Annotated in this window: 24 protein-coding genes; 14 read left to right on the forward strand and 10 right to left on the reverse strand. The window is 38.6% G+C overall.

The genetic code is table 11. The features are described 5' to 3' along the window. Positions 1-9 precede the first annotated feature (9 nt). Positions 10-657 carry a FusB/FusC family EF-G-binding protein gene (locus tag IGL56_RS01310; RefSeq protein ID WP_002355200.1) on the reverse strand — a complete coding sequence of 216 codons (648 nt, stop codon included), beginning with the start codon at positions 655-657 and terminating at the stop codon, positions 10-12. 354 nt (positions 658-1,011) lie between these two features. Here IGL56_RS01310 and efp point away from each other — a divergent pair, with 354 nt between their 5' ends. The 4 genes from efp to IGL56_RS01330 all read left to right on the forward strand — a co-directional run bounded on the left by efp (position 1,012) and on the right by IGL56_RS01330 (position 4,035). Continuing rightward, entirely contained in the window at positions 1,012-1,572 is a 561-nt protein-coding gene (gene efp, locus IGL56_RS01315) for an elongation factor P (protein ID WP_002355202.1), read from the forward strand. 168 nt (positions 1,573-1,740) lie between these two features. Then, positions 1,741-1,878: a hypothetical protein gene (locus tag IGL56_RS01320; RefSeq protein ID WP_002355203.1), complete on the forward strand. Its 138-nt coding sequence runs from the start codon at positions 1,741-1,743 to the stop codon at positions 1,876-1,878. A gap of 89 nt (positions 1,879-1,967) precedes the next feature. After that, a complete protein-coding gene (locus IGL56_RS01325) occupies positions 1,968-2,885 on the forward strand; it encodes a PLP-dependent cysteine synthase family protein (protein WP_002355204.1) in 918 nt (305 codons plus the stop codon). Positions 2,886-2,898: 13 nt separating this feature from the next. Then, entirely contained in the window at positions 2,899-4,035 is a 1,137-nt protein-coding gene (locus IGL56_RS01330; protein ID WP_002355205.1) for a cystathionine gamma-synthase, read from the forward strand. Between the two features lie 36 nt (positions 4,036-4,071). Here the strand turns inward: IGL56_RS01330 and genA are convergent, their stop codons facing one another. The 3 genes from genA to genR form a co-directional block, all read right to left on the reverse strand. Continuing rightward, complete coding sequence (gene genA / locus IGL56_RS01335; protein ID WP_002355206.1) at positions 4,072-5,502, reverse strand: 6-phospho-beta-glucosidase GenA; 1,431 nt, start codon at positions 5,500-5,502, stop codon at positions 4,072-4,074. A 26-nt stretch (positions 5,503-5,528) separates the two neighbouring features. Then, positions 5,529-6,863, reverse strand: coding sequence for a PTS sugar transporter subunit IIC (genB, locus tag IGL56_RS01340; RefSeq protein ID WP_002355207.1), 1,335 nt, complete (start codon positions 6,861-6,863; stop codon positions 5,529-5,531). Between the two features lie 173 nt (positions 6,864-7,036). After that, the gene (gene genR, locus IGL56_RS01345) at positions 7,037-7,798 is read right to left on the reverse strand and encodes a MurR/RpiR family transcriptional regulator (protein ID WP_002355208.1); all 762 of its coding nucleotides are present in this window, start codon (positions 7,796-7,798) and stop codon (positions 7,037-7,039) included. 198 nt (positions 7,799-7,996) lie between these two features. On the opposite strand from genR, the gene IGL56_RS01350 reads away from it, so the two are divergent. The 6 genes from IGL56_RS01350 (at position 7,997) to IGL56_RS01375 (ending at position 14,568) form a co-directional block, all read left to right on the forward strand. Further along, positions 7,997-8,587 carry a dihydrofolate reductase family protein gene (locus IGL56_RS01350; RefSeq protein WP_002386047.1) on the forward strand — a complete coding sequence of 197 codons (591 nt, stop codon included), beginning with the start codon at positions 7,997-7,999 and terminating at the stop codon, positions 8,585-8,587. Positions 8,588-8,718: 131 nt separating this feature from the next. Next, positions 8,719-10,086, forward strand: a complete 1,368-nt coding sequence (locus IGL56_RS01355; protein ID WP_002379039.1) for a TrkH family potassium uptake protein — start codon at positions 8,719-8,721, stop codon at positions 10,084-10,086. A gap of 20 nt (positions 10,087-10,106) precedes the next feature. Continuing rightward, on the forward strand, positions 10,107-11,270 hold the full coding sequence (locus IGL56_RS01360; RefSeq protein WP_002355211.1) for a cation:proton antiporter: 1,164 nt from the start codon (positions 10,107-10,109) through the stop codon (positions 11,268-11,270). Positions 11,271-11,397: 127 nt separating this feature from the next. Next, the gene (locus IGL56_RS01365) at positions 11,398-11,838 is read left to right on the forward strand and encodes a CopY/TcrY family copper transport repressor (RefSeq protein ID WP_010815901.1); all 441 of its coding nucleotides are present in this window, start codon (positions 11,398-11,400) and stop codon (positions 11,836-11,838) included. A 15-nt stretch (positions 11,839-11,853) separates the two neighbouring features. Next, positions 11,854-14,340, forward strand: a complete 2,487-nt coding sequence (locus IGL56_RS01370) for a heavy metal translocating P-type ATPase (protein WP_002379951.1) — start codon at positions 11,854-11,856, stop codon at positions 14,338-14,340. 21 nt (positions 14,341-14,361) lie between these two features. Beyond that, positions 14,362-14,568, forward strand: coding sequence for a heavy-metal-associated domain-containing protein (locus IGL56_RS01375; RefSeq protein WP_002355215.1), 207 nt, complete (start codon positions 14,362-14,364; stop codon positions 14,566-14,568). Positions 14,569-14,612: 44 nt separating this feature from the next. Here IGL56_RS01375 and IGL56_RS01380 read toward each other — a convergent pair whose 3' ends face one another. Continuing rightward, positions 14,613-15,983 (reverse strand): DUF5808 domain-containing protein, encoded by a 1,371-nt coding sequence (locus tag IGL56_RS01380; RefSeq protein WP_002355216.1) that lies wholly within the window; start codon positions 15,981-15,983, stop codon positions 14,613-14,615. After that, positions 15,983-16,372, reverse strand: coding sequence for a GntR family transcriptional regulator (locus tag IGL56_RS01385; RefSeq protein WP_002355217.1), 390 nt, complete (start codon positions 16,370-16,372; stop codon positions 15,983-15,985). The genes IGL56_RS01380 and IGL56_RS01385 overlap by 1 nt, the downstream gene beginning before the upstream one ends. A gap of 149 nt (positions 16,373-16,521) precedes the next feature. Between IGL56_RS01385 and IGL56_RS01390 the strand changes: the two genes are divergently transcribed. Next, a complete protein-coding gene (locus IGL56_RS01390) occupies positions 16,522-17,850 on the forward strand; it encodes an aminopeptidase C (RefSeq protein ID WP_002355219.1) in 1,329 nt (442 codons plus the stop codon). Positions 17,851-17,893: 43 nt separating this feature from the next. On the opposite strand, the gene IGL56_RS01395 is transcribed toward IGL56_RS01390, so the two are convergent. Both IGL56_RS01395 and IGL56_RS01400 read right to left on the reverse strand, forming a co-directional pair. Further along, on the reverse strand, positions 17,894-18,514 hold the full coding sequence (locus IGL56_RS01395; protein ID WP_002355220.1) for a flavin reductase family protein: 621 nt from the start codon (positions 18,512-18,514) through the stop codon (positions 17,894-17,896). Positions 18,515-18,535: 21 nt separating this feature from the next. Beyond that, a complete protein-coding gene (locus IGL56_RS01400; protein ID WP_002355221.1) occupies positions 18,536-19,510 on the reverse strand; it encodes a ring-cleaving dioxygenase in 975 nt (324 codons plus the stop codon). 265 nt (positions 19,511-19,775) lie between these two features. On the opposite strand from IGL56_RS01400, the gene IGL56_RS01405 reads away from it, so the two are divergent. Then, positions 19,776-20,132: a DMT family transporter gene (locus tag IGL56_RS01405; protein ID WP_002386054.1), complete on the forward strand. Its 357-nt coding sequence runs from the start codon at positions 19,776-19,778 to the stop codon at positions 20,130-20,132. Then, positions 20,129-20,440 (forward strand): DMT family transporter, encoded by a 312-nt coding sequence (locus IGL56_RS01410; RefSeq protein ID WP_002355223.1) that lies wholly within the window; start codon positions 20,129-20,131, stop codon positions 20,438-20,440. Before IGL56_RS01405 ends, IGL56_RS01410 begins: the two co-directional genes overlap by 4 nt. Positions 20,441-20,535: 95 nt before the next feature. Here IGL56_RS01410 and IGL56_RS01415 read toward each other — a convergent pair whose 3' ends face one another. Together IGL56_RS01415 and IGL56_RS01420 are read right to left on the reverse strand one after the other, a co-directional pair. Next, positions 20,536-21,582 (reverse strand): chitinase, encoded by a 1,047-nt coding sequence (locus tag IGL56_RS01415; RefSeq protein ID WP_002355224.1) that lies wholly within the window; start codon positions 21,580-21,582, stop codon positions 20,536-20,538. Between the two features lie 42 nt (positions 21,583-21,624). Further along, positions 21,625-22,209: a lytic polysaccharide monooxygenase gene (locus IGL56_RS01420; RefSeq protein WP_002355225.1), complete on the reverse strand. Its 585-nt coding sequence runs from the start codon at positions 22,207-22,209 to the stop codon at positions 21,625-21,627. A gap of 274 nt (positions 22,210-22,483) precedes the next feature. Between IGL56_RS01420 and IGL56_RS01425 the strand changes: the two genes are divergently transcribed. Then, entirely contained in the window at positions 22,484-23,218 is a 735-nt protein-coding gene (locus IGL56_RS01425) for an acyl-ACP thioesterase domain-containing protein (RefSeq protein ID WP_002355227.1), read from the forward strand. Positions 23,219-23,250: the final 32 nt, after the last annotated feature.

A 23,250-nucleotide genomic window follows, 5' to 3' on the forward strand; every position in this document is an offset into this window, starting at 1 on the left:
GGTTTTTTGTTATTTCACAGCCTTAACATTTTCCATAAAGGCTTCCAAATATTCAGGTTGTGTTAATTGTTGGTTACAGGTGTCGCTATCATGGCAAATGTAATTGCCTTTTTTCGTGTAGGTTCCGTCACCGCCTGATTTGGTGGTAGCTAGGAACATAGACACATTCGTGATTGTTTGACAGATGGAGCAAACACCTTTAACAATGGTGGGTGAAAGGGTGCCGTGGACGCCGATTAATTTATTTTCTCGATAAGCTAAGATAAATTTTTTCTGAGTCCCAGCGTCGTTCCAACCGACATAGGTATTGTTCCGTAAATCCATGTTTTCCCACTCAGGAATCTTTAACTTTTTCACTTTGCGAAAGACTTTCGTGACTTGTGGTGTTGAAGGTTCCTTAAAGGGCAGCACGGTTTCTTTTAATTCGTCTAAATATTTTTCAGCACGTGCGCGTGTTAAACGACGATCCATCACTTTGTCCAACAAAATCGTAACAGCAGGGTGTTCTTCTGGAAATAACCCATTGATTTTTTCGGCACATAGGGCCTGGACAGTTTTGACAGTCGTAGCATCGTTAACAGACGTATAGGTGTTTAGTAACACAGCGACTTGTTCTTTAATTATGTTAAATTGGTAAGGTTGAATAGTTGGGTTCATGATTTTAAATTCCTTTCAAATAGACCGAGTACATACGCTGAAAGGCAATTTGTCTCACCAACGTATGTTTAGTGACAGACAACCTCATGTGTTTTTGATAAAGATAGCGTTTGACGTATCATATCATCACCCCCTTTAATGATTGATTTTTTCTATGTAAAAAGTGAAAATAATTGATGAAAGCTTGGTAATTCTAACGCAATTCAAGAAAAAAGGCAAGTTAAACTCGTTTTATTTCCCAATTCAATGTCTGGGGAGTGATAAACTTCTAAAAAAGATACGTGATTTCCTAGATTAATCCTAGGTTATTTGCTACAATAATGAAGAATTAACCAGAGAAAAGGAGAAATTACAATGATTGCAGCAAGCGATTTAAAAGCCGGTATGACTTTTGAGCAAGACGGCAAATTAATTAAAGTAATGGAAGCTAGCCACCACAAACCAGGTAAAGGTAACACGGTTATGCGTATGAAATTAAAAGATGTTCGTACGGGTTCAACAACAGATACAACAATGCGCCCAGATGAAAAAGTGAAAAAAGCGCACATCGATACAAAACCGGTTCAATATTTATACAGCCAAGATGATATGGCTATTTTCATGGATTTAGAAACATATGAACAATATGAAGTACCAACTGCTTTAATTGAAGAAGAATTAAAATATTTATTAGAAAATATGGAAGTAAAAATTCAATTTTATGGTGAAGAAGTCATTGGTTTAACTTTACCAACAACGGTAATCTTACGTGTTGCTGAAACACAACCTTCAATCAAAGGCGCAACAGTAACTGGTTCTGGTAAACCCGCTACAATGGAAACAGGATTAGTTGTTAACGTTCCAGATTTTGTTGAAGCAGACGAATTATTAGAAATCAATACTGCGGAAGGTACGTATTTAAAACGTGCTAAATAAGTAGCAGAAAAACAGAAGGCTAGCCTTCTGTTTTTTTTGGTCTATTAATTCTTTTGCCTATAAGAAAACCATTGGTGTGATAGGAAATAGCAATCGTTAGAATCGTTGACACTAGAAAATGGGAAATGGTATAGTTTGGTCAACACATGACGAAGGAGGAAATCAACCATGACGAAAAAACAAGCTAGCCCTTTTTTAGAAACGGAAAGCTGTTGTTGTATGGTGCAAAATAGTGCAGCATACTCTTTTGTGATGGGGAAAACCTCCGTTATTTCTGAAAAATTGCCTAACACGATTCCTCTCTGAATCTAGACAACCAGAAATAAACAAAAAAGGTGCTGATGCGATCAGCACCTTTTTGTTTTATGTACATGTATTAGAAGGAGGAATTCGCTATGATTGTTCAGTCAATTTTAGACACAATCGGAGCAACACCATTATTTGAATTTACAAGTGAACAATATCCTATGCCAGAAGGCACTAAAATTTATGCGAAACTAGAATATTTGAATCCAGGTGGCAGTGTCAAAGATCGGCTTGGTGTGCATCTTCTCAAAGAAGCAATGAAAACGGGAAAGATAAATCAAGCCACAACAATTATTGAACCGACAGCGGGGAATACAGGGATTGGACTTGCATTAGCTGCCAGTCAACTGGGCCTCAAGACAATCTTTGTTGTGCCAGAAAAATTTAGTCAGGAAAAACAACAGCTGATGCAAGCGTTAGGTGCTAAAATTGTCCCTTCGCCAACAGAGCAAGGGATTGTCGGAGCGATAATTAGTGCTCAAGACTTAGCCAAGGAAATTCCTAATAGTTACGTGCCGTTACAATTTGAAAATCCGGATAATCCTGCTGCTTACTACGAAGGATTAGGACCTGAAATTGTTCAAGACCTAGGCGGGAAGATTACTAGCTTTGTCGCAGGTTTAGGCAGTGGTGGAACGTTTGCAGGTGTTGGCAGATATCTCAAAGAACAAAATAGTAAGACGCAATTATGGGGCGTGGAGCCAGAAGGTTCGATTTTAAATGGCGGACCTGCACACGGACATGAAATCGAAGGCATTGGCGTGGAGTTCGTGCCGCCTTTTCTTAAACAGATTCCTGTGGACGGCTTTTATACCATTTCAGACGAGGATGGTTTTTTCTGGGTCAAACAATTAGCCAAGAAAAGCGCTTTGCTGGTGGGAAGCTCCAGCGGCGCAGCATTTGCGGCGGCATTAAGAGAGGCGCGCCGCTTACCAGCAGGCAGCACAATTGTAACTATTTTTCCTGACGGTAGTGACCGTTATTTATCAAAAAATATTTATTCTTAGGAGGAAAACTTTTATGAAATTCAATACCAAATTAATTCATGGCGGCATTAGTAAAGATACAACAACAGGTGCAGTGAGTGTTCCTATTTATCAAACGTCAACCTTTGAACAAAATGGCGTGGGCCAGCCAAAAGAATATGAATATTCTCGTTCAGGTAATCCCACACGTCACGCGTTAGAAACCTTAATCGCTGAGTTAGAAGGTGGGAGCCATGGCTTTGCGTTTAGCTCAGGCTTAGCTGGTATCCATGCAATCATTTCTATGTTTGGACCCGAAGATCATATTTTATTAGGTGACGATGTCTATGGGGGGAGTTTCCGTTTATTGGATAAAGTATTTGTAGCAAATGGGTTAAGCTACACGATTGTAAACGCCAGCGACTTATCAACAATTGAAGCCGCAATTCAGCCAAATACAAAAGCCTTGTTTTTGGAAACACCAAGTAATCCACTGTTAAAAATTACAGATATTGAAGCGGCAGCTAAGCTTGCTAAAAAACATCAGTTGTTAACTATTGTCGATAATACATTTGCGACGCCTTATTTTCAACGGCCGTTAGCGTTAGGTGCTGATATTGTCGTTCACAGCGGGACAAAATATTTAGGGGGCCATAGTGATGTAGTCTCTGGTTTAGTCGTAACGAATCATCCAGAAAGCGCAGAAAAGATTGCCTTTTTACAAAATGCGATTGGTGCTGTTCTAGGACCACATGATGGTTGGCTGGTCCAACGTAGTTTAAAAACATTAGGCGTCCGGATGGCAGCGCACGCCCAAAATGCTCAAAAAATTGCAGAATTTTTAGAAGCGCATCCAGCGGTAGCAACGGTGTATTATCCAGGACTAGCGAGTCATCCTGGTCACGAAATTGCGCAAAAACAGATGTCGGGATTTAGTGGCATGATTTCTTTTGAATTAGCCAAGGATGAGCAAGTCGTTCCTTTCGTAGAAGCGTTGGAAATTTTTACTTTAGCGGAAAGTTTAGGTGGCGTAGAAAGTTTAATTGAAGTACCTGCCATTATGACTCACGCATCTATCCCCAAAGAAAATCGTGAAGCCGTGGGAATTAAAGATGGACTCATTCGTTTATCTGTAGGAATTGAAGCAGTCGAAGATTTGTTGACTGATTTAGAAAAGGGATTACAAGCATAAACAAAAGGCCCTCGTCTTTAGACGAAGGCCTTTTGTTTATAATTCTTCTCCATTCGTAGCAATCACTTGTTGATACCAAGCAAACGATTTTTTCTTTCGCCGTTCCAACGTTCCGTGACCATCGTTGTCCTTATCTACATAAATGAAGCCATACCGTTTCTTCATTTCGCCTGTACTAGCGCTCACTAAATCGATGAATCCCCAAGGTGTGTAGCCCATCAAATCAATGCCGTCATACGCAACGGCTTCTTTCATCATCTCAATATGTTCACGTAAATAAGCGATTCGGTAAGTGTCGTTAATCGTTCCGTCTGGTTCTAGCTCATCAATAGCACCAAAGCCATTTTCGACAATAAAAAGTGGTAATTCATACCGATCATTGAACCAATTCATTGCATAGCGTAAGCCCATAGGATCGATTTGCCAGCCCCAATCAGATGTTGCTACATAAGGATTTCGCACCAAGTCTTTTGCTTCATTGTAGTCAAAAGTAGGGGCCTTTTCTGCACCTTTCACAGCAAATGACATGTAATAGCTAAAGCCAATATAATCAACACAGCCATTAGCTAAATCAGTTAAATCTTCTTCTGTGACATCTAATGAAATGTTTTTTCGTTTCAAATAGCATTGAATTGCACTTGGATAATGACCGCGGACATGAACATCGGTAAACCAATAACGTTTTTGCATTGCGCTAACACTCATCATCATATCCTCAGGATTACAAGAATAAGGATAAATAGGCACCATCGCAATCATACAGCCAATTTGGAAGTCGGGATTGATAGCGTGGCCAATTTTCACTGCACGTGCGCTAGCGACTAGTTCATAATGAGCAGCCTGATACATAATTGCTTCGCGGTCTTCTCCTTCTTGGTAAGCAATACCAGAGTTAGTAAAAGGTGCAAAATCTTCTTCATAATTGGCTTGGTTGTTAATTTCGTTAAAGGTCATCCAATATTTGACTTTTTTCTGGTAACGAGTGAAACAGACTTCAGCAAATTTGACAAAAAAATCAATGACCTGGCGATTGCGAAAACCGCCATATTTTGTGACTAAATGATAAGGCATTTCAAAGTGAGACAGTGTCACAACTGGCTCAATGCCATTTTTCAAACACTCGTCAAAAAGTGCATCATAAAAACGAAGGCCTTCTTCATTGGGCGTTTCTTCATCTCCGTTAGGAAAAATTCGTGTCCAAGCAATAGAGGTTCGGAAACAATTTAAACCAAGTTCTTTGAATAGTTGAATATCTTCTTGATAGCGATGGTAAAAATCAATCGCTTCATGGTTAGGATAGTGTTCATCTGGTAAAACGCCTGCGGTAATTTTACGAGGGACGCCATGTGCACCGGCAGTCATTACATCCGCCACGCTCACCCCTTTACCGCCTTGGTCCCAGCCTCCTTCTAATTGATGAGCAGCGACAGCGCCGCCCCAAAGAAAATCATTTTTCAAAATTGACATATCGTTTCAGTCCTTTGTTCAAATTTTTATACATTTTGTGCTTCGACTTTTTCAAGGGTTTCTTCAGTAATCGGTTGATTGGTTTCTTCTGCGTAGTTAAGTGCATCCATTTTTTTAGCAAACGGTAAATAGATAAAGAAACTCATCGTCAGTACCACTACTTGAAGCAACGCGGCTTGCCAACCACCAACTAAAAGTCCAGAAATGATTGGAGGAGTAGTCCAGGGAACTTGTACCGCAGTAAAGAGAGGAACCAGTCCTGTGTACAAGGCAAAATATGTCACAACAGAAGAAACAATCGGTGTGATAATGAACGGCACAGCCATGATTGGGTTCATCACGATAGGTGTAGCAAAGACAATTGGCTCGTTAATATTGAAAACAGCTGGCCCAATTGAAAGCCGACCTAATTGCTTAAACTGAGCTGATTTGGCAAAGAAAACCATGAACACGACTAACCCGATTGTCATGCCCGCACCAGTGACCGTTAAAAATTGATCTAAAAATTGTTGTGTAACAATATGGCCACCATTAGCCAGTGTTAAGTCTTTTCCAGATTTCAAAATTTCGGTGTTTTCTAAAGAGTTTGCTTGTAAAATAGGACCCATGATGCCGCCAACGATTGTTGACCCGTGAACACCGAAAAACCAAAAGAGCGGAATGACAAAACCTAATAGTAATGCGCCACCTAGTGAATCTGTGACTCCTTGAAGTGGTGATTGTAGCACTTCGTAAATAAAGTCAAAGAATGTCGTATTGAAGACTTTATCTAGAAGAATGAAAATTAGCATTGCACCAGTTACAATGACGCTGGCAGGAATTAACGCAGTAAAGGAATTGGCCACATTTTCTGGTACAGCTTCTGGTAATTTGATACGAATATCATGACGTAAAAACCAACTATATACAACGCCGACTAACAAACCAACAATAATAGCTGTAATCATCCCTTTACCAGCTGTCCAATCTTTGTTGATGACATTGCCAACTACTGCGCCAGAAACCGCATCTTTGACTTCAGATGACATAAACAAAATGAAAACCACCATGGCAATCATGCCCGCTGGGAGGCCTTCAAATCCCTCGCTTTTTACATATGAGTAGGCAATACCGATGACCGCAAATAACGACATAATCGCAAAAGATGCCCCATATGCTTGATTGAAATAAACAGCCAGACCGCTTGCGTTAACCCATTCAGAAATAGCTGTAACTGGGAAATTCGCTAATAGAAGAAACACGGAACCAACAATGGTAAAAGGCATCGTGTAAAGCATCCCGTTCCGTAAGGCAGTAATTGCTTTGGTATTGACGAATTTTAGTACTGGAGGTAATAATTTCTCGTTAATCCATTCGTTCATAAAAATCTCTCCTTTGAAGAATAATATAAATGCAAATGTATCCGTTTACATATTTACTATATAAGCTTATTTGAAGAAAAAATAGACTTTTGCTTGAATGAGAAACATGTACCAAGAAAAAAAACAAAAAAGCTCATGCTGTTTTAGACAGCATGAGCTTTTTTGAAAAACAACTAGAAAGGTGTTTCATCTAGTTCCTTTAAAAGTTGACTTGCTTGATGAGCTAGGAGTTCAATTAAAGCAATGACAGGGATTTGAGTGGTTGTATTAACTGATTTATCTGCAAATGGAGAACGTTCGTCGGGCATATAATAGGAGATGTTGTAGTCAGCCAAGCGGGCAATAGTTGAATGTTGATTGTTGGTAATGCTTAGCACTTTGGCACCAGCTGTTTTAAAATCGGTCATTTGTTTAATCATTTCATTGGTTTCCCCAGATACAGACAGAATCAAGGCTAATGTATTTTCAAATCCGCGCTTGGGGATAGGCGTAAAGGGGTCAGCAATACTGTAAGAATTGATATTTAAGTTGGCAAAATAACGACTGCCATAACTACCTAAAATTCCGCTAGTACCAATGCCAGTAAAGGCAACGTGACGTGCTTGAACAATCATTTGAATTGCTGGACGAAGCATTTCGTAATAGGTTTCTTGGTTTAATTTTTTTAAAAAAGCATCGACGTGAACCGTGGCATCATAAAAATTTTCAAACGTTTGTGTTTGTTTGGCTTCTTCTTTCACTGCATATTTTAATTCGGAAAAACCAGCATAGCCCATTTTGTTACAAAATCGTAGAATCGTTGAGGTGGAGACATGACAGGAAGTAGCCAGTTGGCGAATGGTCTGTTGAGGGATTTGGTGCAGGTGTTCCAATACATAATGGTAAACGAGCATTTCTAATTCATTCAAGGTCTGAACCTTCTCTAAATCAAACAAAGTAATCCTCCTTTATATAAAAACTGAATATGTTATTTTTTTGTGTAAATCAAATAAACCAATTCTTATTTTTCTTGAAAAAAATGTAAAATAACTCAATAAAAAGTTTCTTATTTCCTATTTTACAAAAAGTAGCCCAATTATCCTAGTTTTTCTCTTTTTTCTTTTAAAAATAACAATGCGCACCCCTAGAGTTTTTTGAGAAAACAAGCTAAAATAGATAAGAAGAGAAAAGGAGGCGTTGATGTGGCACGGGAAGTAATTTTATTTATTGCAGCGAGTATTGATGGTTTCATTGCGGACAAAGCGGGCGGTGTTGCTTGGTTAGAAGAGAATATTCGTGGCGATGAAGAAGATCGTAGTTACGATGAAATGTATGAAAAAATAGACACTGTGGTAATGGGGCGGACTACTTATGATCAAGTGACACAAGAATTGTCCCCAGATGTGTATTTTTATGAAGACAAGCATTCTTATATCATTACCTCTCATCCAGAACCATCAACTGCTTCAAGAACTTTTACCAAGGAAGATCCAGTCACATTAATTCGTCGTCTCAAAGAAGAAGACGGCGCGGGAATTTGGATTGTTGGAGGCCCAAAAGTGGTTCAACCGCTTTTGGCAGCTGATTTAATTGATACCTTCATTTTGACGACAATACCACTGTTTCTGGGTGAGGGCATTGCTCTATACGAGACAATGGCTCAATCAATCCCAGTTCGTTTAAAACAGGTTTATCAAAAAAATGAGTTGGTTTATTCGATTTATCAACGTGAAAACAAAAATTAAAAAATAATTATTCGGTTGGGCAAGTTGCTTTCAAGGTTTTGAGTTTCTCATAGGGCGAGAGGAACAAAGCAACAGTTGTCTAGCCGTTTGTGTTGTTTTTGATTGACAAAGAAATGGTAGAGGAGAAAAAAATGAAACATCAGATCAAAAGAAGGTTGTATATTTCACCTGTTCAAACAATTGTCTTAGGCTTTTTTCTATTAATTGTTGTAGGCACGATCTTATTAATGATGCCTTTTTCTGCACAAGCTGGACAAAAAACGCAATGGATTGATGCTTTTTTCGTGGCAACTTCCGCCGTCTGTGTTACAGGGCTTTCGCCTTTGAATACGGCGGAACATTGGAGTCCTATCGGGCAAGTTATTATTATGATTTTGATTGAATTAGGCGGCTTAGGCTTTTTAACCGTTGCCACGATTTTCTTTAGTTTGCTGCGGAAAAAAGCGTCACTAAGTGTACGGATGTTGTATCAAGAAGCTTTAAATGTTAGTGAAGTTTCCGGAGTTTTTCGTTTAATGAAATATATTATGAAGTTTGCGGCCATTATTCAATTACTTGGAGCCTTCTTGTTGTCCTTTCAATTTGTGCCAACATTTGGGTGGAAAAAAGGGTTGTTTTTTAGTCTCTTCCATGCCGTTTCGGCATTTTGTAATGCTGGCTTTGATTTGCTAGGGGATAGTATGGTTCCTTATCAAAATTCGCCTTATCTTTTACTAGTCATTAGCTTTTTAATTATAGCTGGTGGTTTAGGATTTATTGTGTGGCGCGATATTTTTGCAATGATTAAAGGCTATAAAAATAAAATTAAGCACCGTGTTAGTATTCATACACGCCTTGCTTTAACGGTGACTGCCACCTTTTTAGTCTTAGGGACCGTTATTTTTTACATTTCAGAATATCGCCATTTTCCAGCTGACATGTCTTTTTGGCAGCGTCTTGTCAACAGTTGGTTCTTGTCGGTTACACCAAGAACGGCTGGCTTTTATTCAGTTGATTATTTGAAAATGAGTAATCCAGGCCTGATTGTCACGATTTTGTGGATGTTTATTGGTGGCACTTCAGGATCAACCGCTGGCGGCTTGAAAACCACTACGTTTGGTGTGCTATTTTTACAATTTCGTGCAATTTTTAAAGGGAAACAGCGAGTGGAATTCCATGAACGCACAATTCCTGAGCGAGTAGTGCTCCAAGCGTTTACTTTGTTCTTCTTGGCAACTTTTTTATGTGTAACTGCTTCGGTTATTCTCTCGTTTACAGAAACATTACCTTTAAAAAACGGGATTGAGTATATTGTTTTTGAAGTGATTTCTGCATTTGGAACGGTCGGTTTAACAATGGGGTTAACACCAGATTTAACTGTTTTTGGTAAACTGGTGATTATTTTTCTAATGTTCGTCGGTCGTGTGGGTGTGTACACGGTGTTATTGTCATTAATTAAGAAAGGCTTGGAAAGTCAGTCGAAAGTTCAATATCCAAAAGAATCAGTGATGATTGGTTAATAGAGAAAGAGGGAAATAGAATGGAATTTTTAGGTATTTTATGTTTGATTTTAATTACAACGACTTTAGCAGGTGTTGCTTGTAAAAGAGTAGGAATTCCTGCAGTAATTGGGCAATTGCTAGTAGGGATTGTGTTAGGTCCAGCGATGTTAAATATTGTGCATCAAGATGTGTTTGTGCATGACTTTTCAGAAATTGGTGTCATTATGCTGATGTTTATTGCTGGAATGGAATGTGAATTGGAATTATTGAAAAAATATGCGAAACCTAGTGTCATGGTTGCTATTTTGGGCATCGTTTTACCGGTTGGTTTTACTATGTTGATTGGTCAGCTGTTTGCTTTTTCTTGGAAAGAAGCTTTTTTCCTTGGGTTAGTTTTAGCAGCAACGTCGGTCAGCATTTCAGTAGAAGTATTAAGAGAGTTGAATGTTTTAAGTAGTAAAGAAGGTGCAACGATTCTTGGGGCTTCCGTCGTTGACGATATCGTGGTCGTGATTATTTTAAGTGTTGCTGTCGGCATGATTGGTGCAAGTACAGGCGGCAATACAGAAGTCAGCTTTATTGTTAAGTTAATTGAACAAGGCTTATTCTTTATTGGGATTTTCTTTTTGGTCCGCTTTATCGCTCCCTATTTACTACGTTTAAGTCAAAAAATGAACATTGGGTCGTCTGTGATTATCATGTCATTGATTATCTGTTTGGGCATGGCTTATTTGGCTGATTTAGTTGGTTTAAGTTCTGTCGTAGGTGCCTTTTTTGCAGGGATTGCTGTGGGACAAACGGATGCAAAAACAGAAATTGATTTCAATATTGAAGCTATTGGCTATGCCGTGTTTATTCCCGTCTTCTTTGCCAGCATTGGCTTATCAGTGACATTTAACACGTTAGGAAAGGATTTACCTTTTATTTTGGTAATGACGATTATGGCGATTTTAACGAAATTACTGGGCGGCGCCTGGGGAGCGAAAATGGTTGGTTTCTCCAATACAAGTTCTTTAATGGTCGGTGCTGGGATGGTTTCGCGTGGGGAAATGGCATTAATCATTGCGCAAATTGGCTACCAATCTAAATTACTTTCAGAAGCGTATTATACGAGCATGATTGTGGTAATTATCTTAACGACCTTAGTTGCACCTTTCTTATTGAAATACTTTGTTAAAAAACAAGAATCTGCGTTGCAATAAAAAAAGATGAGCAGAAGTTGTTGACAAAAAAATAAAATAGCTATATGATGAGTTCAAGATAAACGACTACGTTTGTAGTCAATAATCTTGAACTCTTTTTTATTGATGAAGGAGGAATTTAACGAGTATGGCAAAAGATAAATTAGCGACAATTACTGATGCAGAGTGGGAAGTCATGCGGGTTATTTGGACCCAAGGCAAAACCACGAGTCGTGAAGTGCATACACTTTTAAATGAGAAGAAAGAATGGAAATCAACGACCGTCAAGACGTTACTAAGTCGTTTAACAGATAAAGGGTTAGTTGGAACGGAGAAAGTAGGCAATAAATATATTTATTATCCGCTAGTAGAAGAACGTCGGAGCGTTGAAACGGTGGCAGATGAACTTTTAGACAAAGTGTGCAGCCGTAAAGTTGGTTCCGTGGTGGAAACAATTTTAACAGAGAGTCAGTTGAGTTATGACGATTTGGATCGATTAGAGGAACTCTTGAAAGAGAAGCGCAAGACGGCGGTTGAATCCGTCCCTTGCAACTGTATTCCTGGTCAATGCCAATGTCATTTAATTTAAAAAGGAGTGAAAAAAATGGAAAGTAAAACGTTTGATATTGAAGGGATGAGCTGTGCTTCCTGTGCCCAAACGATTGAAAAGGCTACGGCGAAGTTACCTGGGATGGCAAAGGCAAGTGTCAATTTAGCTACGGAAAAATTAAGTGTCACGTATGATCAGACGGCAGTCACAGAAGAAGAAATTAAGGAAGCTGTGTCAGATGCTGGCTACAAGGCGATTAGCCCAGCCCAGCAACGAACGTTTGCGATTGAAGGAATGAGTTGTGCTTCCTGTGCCCAAACGATTGAAAAAGCTGTGAACCAATTATCTGGTGTTCAACAAGCGATTGTTAATTTAGCCACGGAAAAACTGGTGGTTAGTTATGACGACCATCAAGTAACGAGTGCTGAAATTATCAAAGCAGTTACGGATGCAGGTTATCAAGCGACAGAAGAAGTCGCTGCAGGTGCAACAGCGGACCAAGATCGTGAAAAGAAACAAAAACATATTGCTGAGATGTGGCAACGTTTTTGGATCTCAGCGGTGTTTACAGTACCCCTTCTTTATATTGCGATGGGACATATGGTAGGCTTACCATTGCCGGATTTTTTGAATCCAATGACACATGCGACGACCTTTGCAATGGTTCAATTGATTTTGACGTTACCCGTCCTATATGTCGGCAGAGAATTTTTCACAGTTGGTTTTAAAGCGTTATTTAAAGGGCATCCGAATATGTTTTCTTTGGTAGCTTTAGGAACCAGTGCTGCTTTTGTGTATAGTTTATATGGCACAGTCATGATATTTTTAGGAGACACAAGTTTTACAATGGCTCTTTATTATGAATCAGCGGGTGTTATTTTAACTTTAATTACATTAGGAAAATATTTCGAAGCTGTTTCAAAAGGGAAAACCTCAGATGCGATAAAAAAATTAATGGGTTTAGCGCCGAAAACTGCTCATATTTTACGTGATGGCGCAGAAATTGAAGTGCCAGTTGATGCTGTTCAGTTGGATGACATTGTGATTGTTCGCCCAGGAGATAAAATCCCTGTTGATGGAGTGATTGTTTCAGGTAGTAGTTCTGTGGATGAAGCCATGTTAACGGGCGAAAGTTTGCCTGTTGAAAAGAAAGTCGGTGATGCAGTAATTGGTGCTAGCATCAATAAAAATGGCAGCTTTCAATTCAAGGCGACAAAAGTGGGAAAAGAGACGGCCCTTGCCCAAATCATTCAATTAGTAGAAGATGCGCAAGGCTCAAAAGCGCCGATTGCACAATTAGCTGATAAAATTTCGGGTGTTTTTGTCCCAATCGTCATTGGTTTGGCTGTTCTTTCTGGCTTGGCTTGGTTCTTTTTAGGACAAGAGTCATGGATTTTCGCTTTGACAATTACTATTTCTGTGTTAGTGATTGCTTGTCCTTGTGCGCTCGGCTTGGCAACGCCGACTGCGATTATGGTGGGAACAGGTAAGGGTGCTGAAAATGGCGTTTTAATTAAAAGTGGGGATGCTTTAGAAACCACTCACAAAATTCAAACAATCGTGTTTGATAAAACAGGAACTATTACAGAAGGCAAACCGGTGGTTACGGATATTTTAGTTGCTGATTCAGCACTTTCAGAAGCTGAGTTACTAACATTAGCAGCTTCTGCAGAACAAGGATCAGAACACCCCCTAGGTGAAGCAATTGTGGGAGCGGCTAAAGAACGTCAATTGCCATTAGCAGAAGGAAGCGATTTTTCAGCGATTCCAGGTCACGGCATCCGTGTGACAGTCAACGAACGAGTCCTACTTTTGGGCAATATAAAATTAATGAAAGAAGAAGGCATTGAGCTATCAACGTTTGTTCAACAAGCGGATCGTTTGGCAGAAGAAGGGAAAACCCCAATGTTTGTGGCAAAAGATGGTTCGTTTGCGGGTATCATTGCGGTAGCAGATACTGTGAAGGATAGCAGTCAAACAGCCATTGCACGTTTGCATAAAATGGGGATCGAAGCCGTGATGATTACGGGAGACAACAAGCGTACTGCAGAGGCGATTGCGAAACAAGTAGGTATCGATCGTGTCTTAAGTGAAGTTTTACCAGAAGATAAAGCGTTAGAAGTGAAAAAACTACAAGCAGAAGGCAAAAAAGTTGCGATGGTGGGTGACGGTATTAATGATGCACCAGCACTTGCCCAAGCGGATGTGGGGATTGCTATTGGTTCAGGCACAGATGTTGCAATGGAATCGGCCGATATTGTGCTAATGCGTAGTGATTTAATGGATGTGCCTACAGCAGTTGAATTAAGTAAAGCGACCATCAAAAACATCAAAGAAAATCTTTTCTGGGCATTTGCCTATAATACATTAGGTATTCCAGTGGCTATGGGTGTGTTACACTTATTTGGTGGACCTTTGTTAAGTCCGATGATTGCAGCAGCAGCTATGAGTTTTAGTTCAGTCTCTGTCTTACTAAACGCTTTACGCTTAAAAGGATTTAAACCTTCGACGGTGAAAAGAACTAGTGGAAGTCAAAAATAAAATTGAAAAGGATGAAGTGAAATGGAAAAAACAGTAAAAATTGATGGGATGAAATGTGATGGCTGTGTTCAAGCGGTCACTGAAAAATTTAGTGGAATTGACGGCGTAACGAATGTTGCGGTTCACTTGGCAGATCAAACAGCCGTTGTGACAGCAGATCGTGAAGTAAGCCAGGATGAACTGAATACCACGTTGGCGGATACAAAATTCAAGGTTGTCAGCGAATAACAAAAAAACAGGGCCTACTCATGATGGTAGGCCCTGTTTTTTTGTTATGGAAGTTTTGCTTTGATTTCCTGATAAATCTTAGTCGTTTCTTGACCCTCACGCGCAGTATAATAATAAACTTTTTCCCGCGTTTCTATTTTCAGAATCGGATGACTTTTTGTATAGATTAATAAATAAGCAGGTTTTCCAGCGACTTTAAATTCTCCTGTTAAGTAACTATCTGTCGCAGCACCCATTGTGCGGATGCGTTCTTGAGGTAAGTCATCAATCAAAGAAACAGCAGTGATTTGGTTAAAAGGAATTGACCTTGTTTTTGCTAATGGGGCAGATAACTCAATTTGTTTATTTTCAATAGTTGCTTGAAAGGCATGACTAGAAAAATCATTTATAAACATTGGTACTGTGGCAAAGAACAGCACCGCAATCGTTAAAATACCAGTAGCGGCTAGAATAATTTTCCCAGCAGGCCGTCCTAGGTTAATGGATAAATTCATACCAATGCGATCAGGAACCATGATTTTGGGGTCCTTTGGATTGATATAAATCCCATACCGCCAATATTGATCGTCATCCCCATAGCGATAATCGCCAGCCTGTAAAACGAATTGATCTTGTTTTTTGCGCATTGAAAATAGGTAGTAGAAGAGAAAGCCTACATAAACAAACAAAAGAATAAAATAACAAAAAGTAAGAGCCATCGCAACCGTATAATCAATTACAATTGTGAAAGTTGGTAAAATGGTTAGCGGTGCAAAAACTAAGGCGGATAAAACCATTAAAACAGACCAATGATGCCGAAATAAATCATTGATTTGCTGATTAATTTTTGAGTCACTAGTTAGCGGTTTGACAGGTAAGCGCGCAATAAAATAATAGCCGCCAATGAACAAACTTAACATCAAAACAGTAATTAAGAAAAGAATCCAGGAACCAATCGCCGTTTGCAAGGAATAAAAGCCCCCAGCAAAAGTAAGAATAATTGCAGGTAAAAACCACCAAAATGAAATAAGTTTCTGGTTTTTATTTAAAACTAATTGCGTATCGATTAAGAGAGGACGCTTAGGTAGCAACCAGCCGTTTTGCATTTTTAAAGCGGCCATTTTGCGAATATAAACGATTTGCAGATAGTAGCCACTGCCAATAAAACTAAATAAAAGTAACAGAAAAAGGAACAATAAAATCGAATCATAAGGAATAAATAACAAAGGTAAACTAAGAACACTAAAAACGGCTGCTAGTTGAACCAAGCGTTTTTTATAACGTTTTCGGATTGCTTGAACGCTGGGATCTTGTAGTTTATCTTCTGGTAAAGTGTTTTCCAAAATAATATTTTTGTGAGGATTTGCATAAATCCCCATAGTAAATGCCATAAAAAAAGCGACAGAAACTAGGATGAAATAAAAGAATACCGCCATTATAATGCACGCCCTTTCGAATCAAAATTTTGATAAATTTTCTGAATAAGTGCTTGGATTTCTGCTTCGGATTGCTGATGTAAAAAACTTTCAGCCAACAGAAGTTCTAAACGCTCATGCAATTGCTGTTGCCAAACAGCGGTAGCAGGTAACTTTGCGGCAATTTTGGTGCCGTTACGACGATCAGTCACAATATAACCTGATTGCTTTAACTTATTATAAGCTTTTGAAACAGTCATCATATTGACCCCGATTTCGTCCGCCAATTGTCGGATAGAAGGCAAACTTTCATTGGGAGCCAGTTCACCTTTGGCAATGCCTACAATGATTTGATCAATGAGTTGCTGATAGATGGGCTGTTCGCTTTGTTCATCTATTTCTAAAAGCATCGAATCACTCCTGTCTTATTTGTGCTATCTGTATTATATATACTAATACAAAAAGAGTTGGAAAGCAAGGAATTTAGAGTAAATGGTTGTTTCTGTTTAAAGAGAAGCATATAATGAAGAAGAACGTAAAATGAAAGGACGATGAAAATATGACAGCAATTGAACCAAAATTAACAGAGAAATTCCATCAAGATTTCTTGAACAATAATAAACAAAATGCCTTACAACGTGGTGTAGTAAAAAATGGTATCAGCGCTTCAGGTGAATCTGTACAAGGAGCCGTGAATAACGTACCCGTCTTTTCAGTCGACTTAGCTACTGGAAAAGTGGCCAATCAAAAACAAAGCGGTCGCTGCTGGATGTTTGCGGCATTAAATACATTTAGACATAGAATGTTAAATGCGTTTCAATTAAAAGATTTTGAATTATCACAAAACTATACATTTTTCTGGGATAAATATGAAAAATCAAACTATTTCTATGAAAATATTATTGCAACAGCCGATCAACCGTTGACTAGTCGTAAAGTGGCCTTTTTATTAGCTACACCACAACAAGATGGTGGGCAATGGGATATGATCGTTTCAATTTTTGATAAATATGGCGTAGTGCCTAAAACGGCAATGCCTGAAAGCAGCAACAGTTCCAATTCACGTGATTTAAACAACTATTTAAATAAAAAATTACGCAAAGATGCAACAATTTTACGTAGTTTAATTGAAAAAGGCGCTTCTGCTGAAGAAGTCCAAAAAAACAAAGAAGCAATGTTACAAGAAATTTATAATTTCTTAGCAATCTCTTTAGGAACGCCGCCAGAAACCTTTGATTTTGAATACCGTGACGAAGAAAAAAATTATCATTTGGATCAAAATCTAACACCGCAAACATTCTTTGAAAAATACGTTGGCGTTAATTTACATGATTATGTAAGTATTATTAATGCTCCTACAGAAGATAAACCCTTCAACAAAACATACACTGTTGAAATGTTAGGGAATGTTGTCGGCGGCAAAGAAGTTAAATATTTAAATGTAGAAATGGCTGCTTTCAAAAAATTAGCTGCTGCACAATTGGAACAAGGCGAATCTGTTTGGTTTGGTTGTGATGTCGGACAATCTTCAACACGTGACACGGGAATTATGGCATTAGATGTTTACGATATGAACGATCTTTTTGATATTGATTTTACGATGACTAAAGCAGAACGTTTAGACTTTGGTGAAAGCTTAATGACACACGCCATGGTTTTAACAGGTGTTGATATCGTTGATGGTCAAACAACAAAATGGAAAGTGGAAAATAGCTGGGGCGAAAAAGTCGGTGAAAATGGCTTCTTCGTCATGAGCGATGCGTGGATGGACGAATACACTTATCAAATTGTTGTGCACAAAGATTTATTAACTGATGAACAGAAAAAAGCTTGGGAACAAGCGCCAACTGTTTTGGCACCTTGGGATCCAATGGGCGCATTAGCATAAAACAGAAAAAGAAGGCCCCCGCCGTCATGGCGGGGCCTTCTTTTTACGTTGGGCGGCGAACTTCACGGATTTCGCCCAATGTTGTATAATCATTGCCTGCTAAACGAGCAATCGGTTGGAGTTTTTCAGGTAAAATGTACTGATGTTCTTCATCAAAAACGGCTGAATCAAAATAGAAATCGGTAATTTCTACAATGAATAAATCCGTAATAATTTGACCTTCATGGTTAGCAATAGGTACATATTGATGTAAGCGAGCTTCCATCCGAATTGGCGCGGCTTTGATTGCTGGAACAGCAACAGTCTGGCTGGCAATGGTTTCAATACCGAATGTGTCAATTTCACTGATCTCTGCTGCTAAAGGTGCCGAAGTCTGATTCATTTGAGTAAGAACGTTTTCGTTAACGAAATGGATGACAAGTTCTTTAGTAGCCAAGATGTTTCGTGCCGTATCTTTAGGCTCTTTGTCTGGTCGTAAAATGGACAACGTTGCTAAAGGAATTTCAGCTGCCGCTGCATTAAAGAAACTAAAGGGGGCAGCGTTGACGATACCTGTGGCTGTATCTTGTGTTGTAACCCAAGCGATTGGCCGAGGAATAATACTTCCTGATAAAAATTTATACGCTGTTTTTGCAGATAACTCGTTACTATTGTAATGAATCATAGGAACCTCCTAGAAAAAATACTAATTTCTTTGAACATTCGCATCTGAAGTATCGAAAGGACGCACAAATTCTTCAATCCCTGCCCGTTTTGGTTCTAAAAATGGCGGTAATGATAATTTTTCACCAGCGTGTTCATAGGTTTCATCCTCTAAAAACCCAGGACCATCGGTTGCCAGTTCAAATAAAACATGTGTTGCTGCCAAGAAATATTCAGATTTAAAGTAAAAACGTTCCACAAAGCCAGAATTAGGAAATTCCAAACGATTAATTTTTTCAATCCAGAAACGTAGTGCTTCCTCATCGGCAACGCGCAAGGCTAAGTGATGGACATTGCCGTAGCCTTCTTGGGCCGCTGGCAAATCTTCTCGATGCTCTACGATAATGCTGGCACCATTCCCACCTTCGCCAACTTCAAATAAATGGAAACTACCTTCAGCATCAATCAATTTGAACCCTAAAACTTCAGTTAAAACTAGTTGCAGATGTTCGTAATTTTCGACAGTTACAAAGGCTGGACCTAAGCCGATTAAAGCATGTTCACTAGGGACGTTAGATTTTTTCCAAGGCGTGCCGGCTGCAACACCTTGGTTCTTTTCATCAGAAATAAGTTGGTAACGTTGATTGTCAAAGTCTTCAAATTCTAAATACTTTTTACCAAAACGTTCTTGAATTTCTCCATGATCAATTGCATATTCATTAAAGCGTGATACCCAGTAATCCAAAGCAGCATCATCTTTTACACGGAAGGAAGTACGAGAAATTGTATTGGTTCCTTTGGTTCCTTTAGGTAAGCCTGGGAAGTCAAAGAAAGTCATATCTGTTCCGGGAGAGCCGGCATCATCAGCAAAAAATAAATGATATGTTTCAATATCGTCTTGGTTGACAGTCTTCTTAATTAAACGTAGACCTAAAATATCGGTGAAAAAGTGATAAATTTTTTCGGCACTTGAAGTCATGGCAGTGACGTGGTGTAAACCTAAAATTTGTGTATTCATAATAAAAATCCTCCTAAAAGAAAAATAATTTTTTAATTAATTAACTTACTAAAAGTAAGTTTAAGTGATTAGTCCTAAAAATGCAAAAGAAATGTCTCGAATTCGAACTATTGTTTTTTAGTTGATTTTTTAAAAAAATAAGAATATAATGACCTGAGATATTTTAATACATAAACTTTCGTAAACATCGCCGGATGCTTGCGACTAAAGTGTTAATGAACAGTTCTTAGGCCATAGCTGAACTGTTTGTTGGCACTTTTTTTGTTTGGAAGGGAAGGAAAACAAGATGAGTAAAGCTTGGTTAAAAGTTATTTTTGGCGCTTTTTGTGAAGTGATTTGGGTCATTGGCATGAAGCATAGTACAACATGGTGGGAGATTTTAGGGACAGTAATCGCAATCTTTATCAGTTTTTATGCGCTGATTAAAGCAGGAGAGGAATTGCCAGTCGGCACAGCCTATGCTGTATTTGTCGGCTTAGGTAGTGCTGGAACTATTGTAACAGATCATTTTTTATTCCACACACCATTGGGCATAGGAAAAGTTCTTTTTCTGTTGCTGTTATTAATAGGTGTAATTGGCTTAAAAATGGTAACTGGAAATAAAGAGGAGGAAACAAGATGAGTTGGTTATACTTAGTTATTGCAGGCTGTTTTGAAATCTTTGGCGTAGGTTCAATTAAATTATTTACAACAAAAAAAGACTTACGTTCATTGTTAATTTTAATTCTAGCGTTTAGTGGTAGTTTCTTATTCTTATATTTAGGGATGAGACAATTGCCGATGGGCGTTTCTTATGCGGTTTGGACAGGAATTGGTACAGCAGGAGGCGCTATTTTAGGAATGCTCTTAGGTGAATCAAAAGACCTACGCCGGATATTTTTTATTTTTTTAATCATTGTTTCTGTGATTGGTTTAAAATTAATTGGTTAGAAAGCAAGAGAACATTGTTTGGATTATTGAAAGACAGGTGAGTAAAATTTAAAAAGAGACAGAACCAAGTGCGGTGTTCTGTCTCAAAATAGCTTTTATTTTACAAGGTTACTATAACGTGTCGCAAATTCATTGTTGTAGGACTTGCCGTTGACATCTTGACCAACGTCCCAATTTGCAGACCAAGTCATTAAGCCACGGATAGGATTACCGTCTTTTGCTAACTGATCAAAAGTTTTGGCTACAGGGGTAGCCTCAACGACATAGCCGCTACCAGCAGCATCCCGATTTGCTGGTAAACCAAGGACTAATTTATCGTTTGGTATCTGTAGATAGCCGCGCGTGCCATGGATTAATGAATCAGACATATAATAGAGGAACTCGTATTTTAGAGCATCGTTGCTTTGAGCAACCCAAGTCATAATTTCATCAACCCAGACACCGTCGCCGCCTTGGTTATATAATTGTGGGGCAATGTAATCATAATAACCATTTAGGGAAGTAATGTATGTTTCATAAGCGGCACCAGGTTTTAAATAAGGGAATTCTGGTGCCATCGTAATGATGAAATTTTTTCCTTGTGCTCGATAATGGTCTTTGACTATTTTCAACGTAGCAGGGATGACGGTTTGGTTGTCGCCAGCAGTAATCGCCAATTGCTCTAAGTCGATGTCTAAACCATCAAAGCCGTATGTTTCCACTTGACGAATGATTTCATTCGCAAAGGCTTGTTCATCGCCTTTGACTAATTGAATATGTGCATCTGCTCCACCAAGTGCCAATAAAACTGCGCGACCTTGACTATTTAATTGTGCGACTTCTTGTCGGAAGGCAGTGTCCGTTTGGTTATAAGGCTTGAACGTAGGAATCCGTGTCGTGCCATCGCTTTTCATGAAGGAAACCGGTACGACATTGTAGGCTTGATTTACTTCTGAAAGGTTTAGTGATGCTGATGTTCCTTGTTTGTAACCATCGCGTCCTTTTGAGGCCCAGTTATGCCAATATCCAACCAACACTTTTTTGCCAGAGATATCTACCATCGTATCCGCAGCATCTGCAGAAGCTTGAGTAGGCGTTAACCACAAGCCAACTGCAACGGTTGAAAGAAGGAGAAAAGCAGGAATTATTTTTTTTAGCTTCATTTTTTGAGAACTCCTTTAATTTAGTTTAAGATGTGAGTATTTTTACTGAATGTTCACATCAATCGCTTGGTAAAAGGCGTTCACCGTATCACCAATGCCCCAGACAGCGTAAATGACATGATAACCTTTGCGGTCTGTCGGAATATTAATTGTTTGTTTAACAACTTTATTAGGAACTTCTTGTTTGCCGTCGATTGAAGCAATTTTGTCGAAGTTTTTAATGTCTAATGGTTGATTGGGATTCCAGCCATTTTTAGTAATATAGTAATCCCAAGAAGCAGTTCTATGTTGGGCAGTTAAGTTCCAAGTGATGTCAAGGGGACCTGTTGTAATGTTTGTTTTGTGCCAACGAGTAGCTGTTTGTTCATCCAAAGGTTCAAAACCTGAGACACCTGCACTGGCTAATTTACCAGTAATAAACGTATTTTTGGGCGCTTCGATACTTTGAGGTTCCCATTGTGCACGACCAACATTTGTATTTAAGTTACCACCAGCAGAACTACCAAAGAAAGCACGACTTCCAGGACTTGCTACGTAACCATGAGCCTCCGAAACAGTAGGGGCCAATGCAGCGCCACCTAAAACAAAACTAAAAGCCAGGACGATTGTTAATAAACTCTTTTTCACGAAAAAAACCTCCTAAAAAATTATTTTGTATGCGCTTACAGATAGGAATATAACATAATGATCTTTCGGATACAAATAATAAGAAATGTTATTTTTAAAAATAAAACAATATTTTTTAAGTAATATTAAGAACGTTTTTAAATAATATAAATAATAGTGCTTTTCAAAGTTTTGTTAATTTTTCATTCGGAATCGCAATTGAAGAAATCACGTGGTATACTTTTAAGGAGAAACAATGACACGAAAGTAGCCATTGGAAAAAGGAGATTATTTCGTGGGAAAAAAACATACATCCTCTTATGAAGTTGCCTACTATGACGGCGATTTTACTGGTGCAATGAAGATACCGGCTTTGTTAGCGGTTGTCATTAAAGTATCAGAAGAACAAACAGAATTACTAGGAAGAGATGCGGCTTATGTCGCTCAATTTGGTCTAGGCTGGGTCATCACCAATTATGAAATAGAGATTCATCGCTTACCAAAAGTTGGTGAAAAAGTAGCAATTACAACGCAAGCTATGAGTTATAACAAATATTTTTGTTATCGTAACTTTTGGGTTCATGATGAAGAAGGCAATGAATGTGTCTTTGTGAAATCAACCTTTGTCTTAATGGATCAAAAAAATCGGAAAATCAGTAGTGTGTTACCAGAAATTATTGCACCTTTTGATTCTGAAAAAATCACTAAAATTTATCGCCATGAAAAAATTGAAAAGGTCACAGAGGGGAACTTTTTACCTTATCGTGTGCGTTTTTTTGATATTGATGGCAATCAACATGTTAATAATGCGATTTACTTTAATTGGTTATTGGATGTGTTAGGGTATGACTTTTTAACAACGCATCAACCGAAAAAAATTCTTGTGAAATTTGATAAAGAAGTAGAATATGGCCAAGAAGTCGAAAGTCATTACGAAATTGTCGAACAAGAAAATCAGTTGAAAACGCGCCATGAGATTCGGATTGATGGTCAAACCTATTGTGAAGCGAATATCGATTGGACCAACTAAGTTGAGATGACGGTTTAGAAAAATAAAAAGTT

It is taken from the genome of Enterococcus sp. DIV1316a (assembly GCF_050536915.1).
GTDB lineage: Bacteria > Bacillota > Bacilli > Lactobacillales > Enterococcaceae > Enterococcus > Enterococcus faecalis.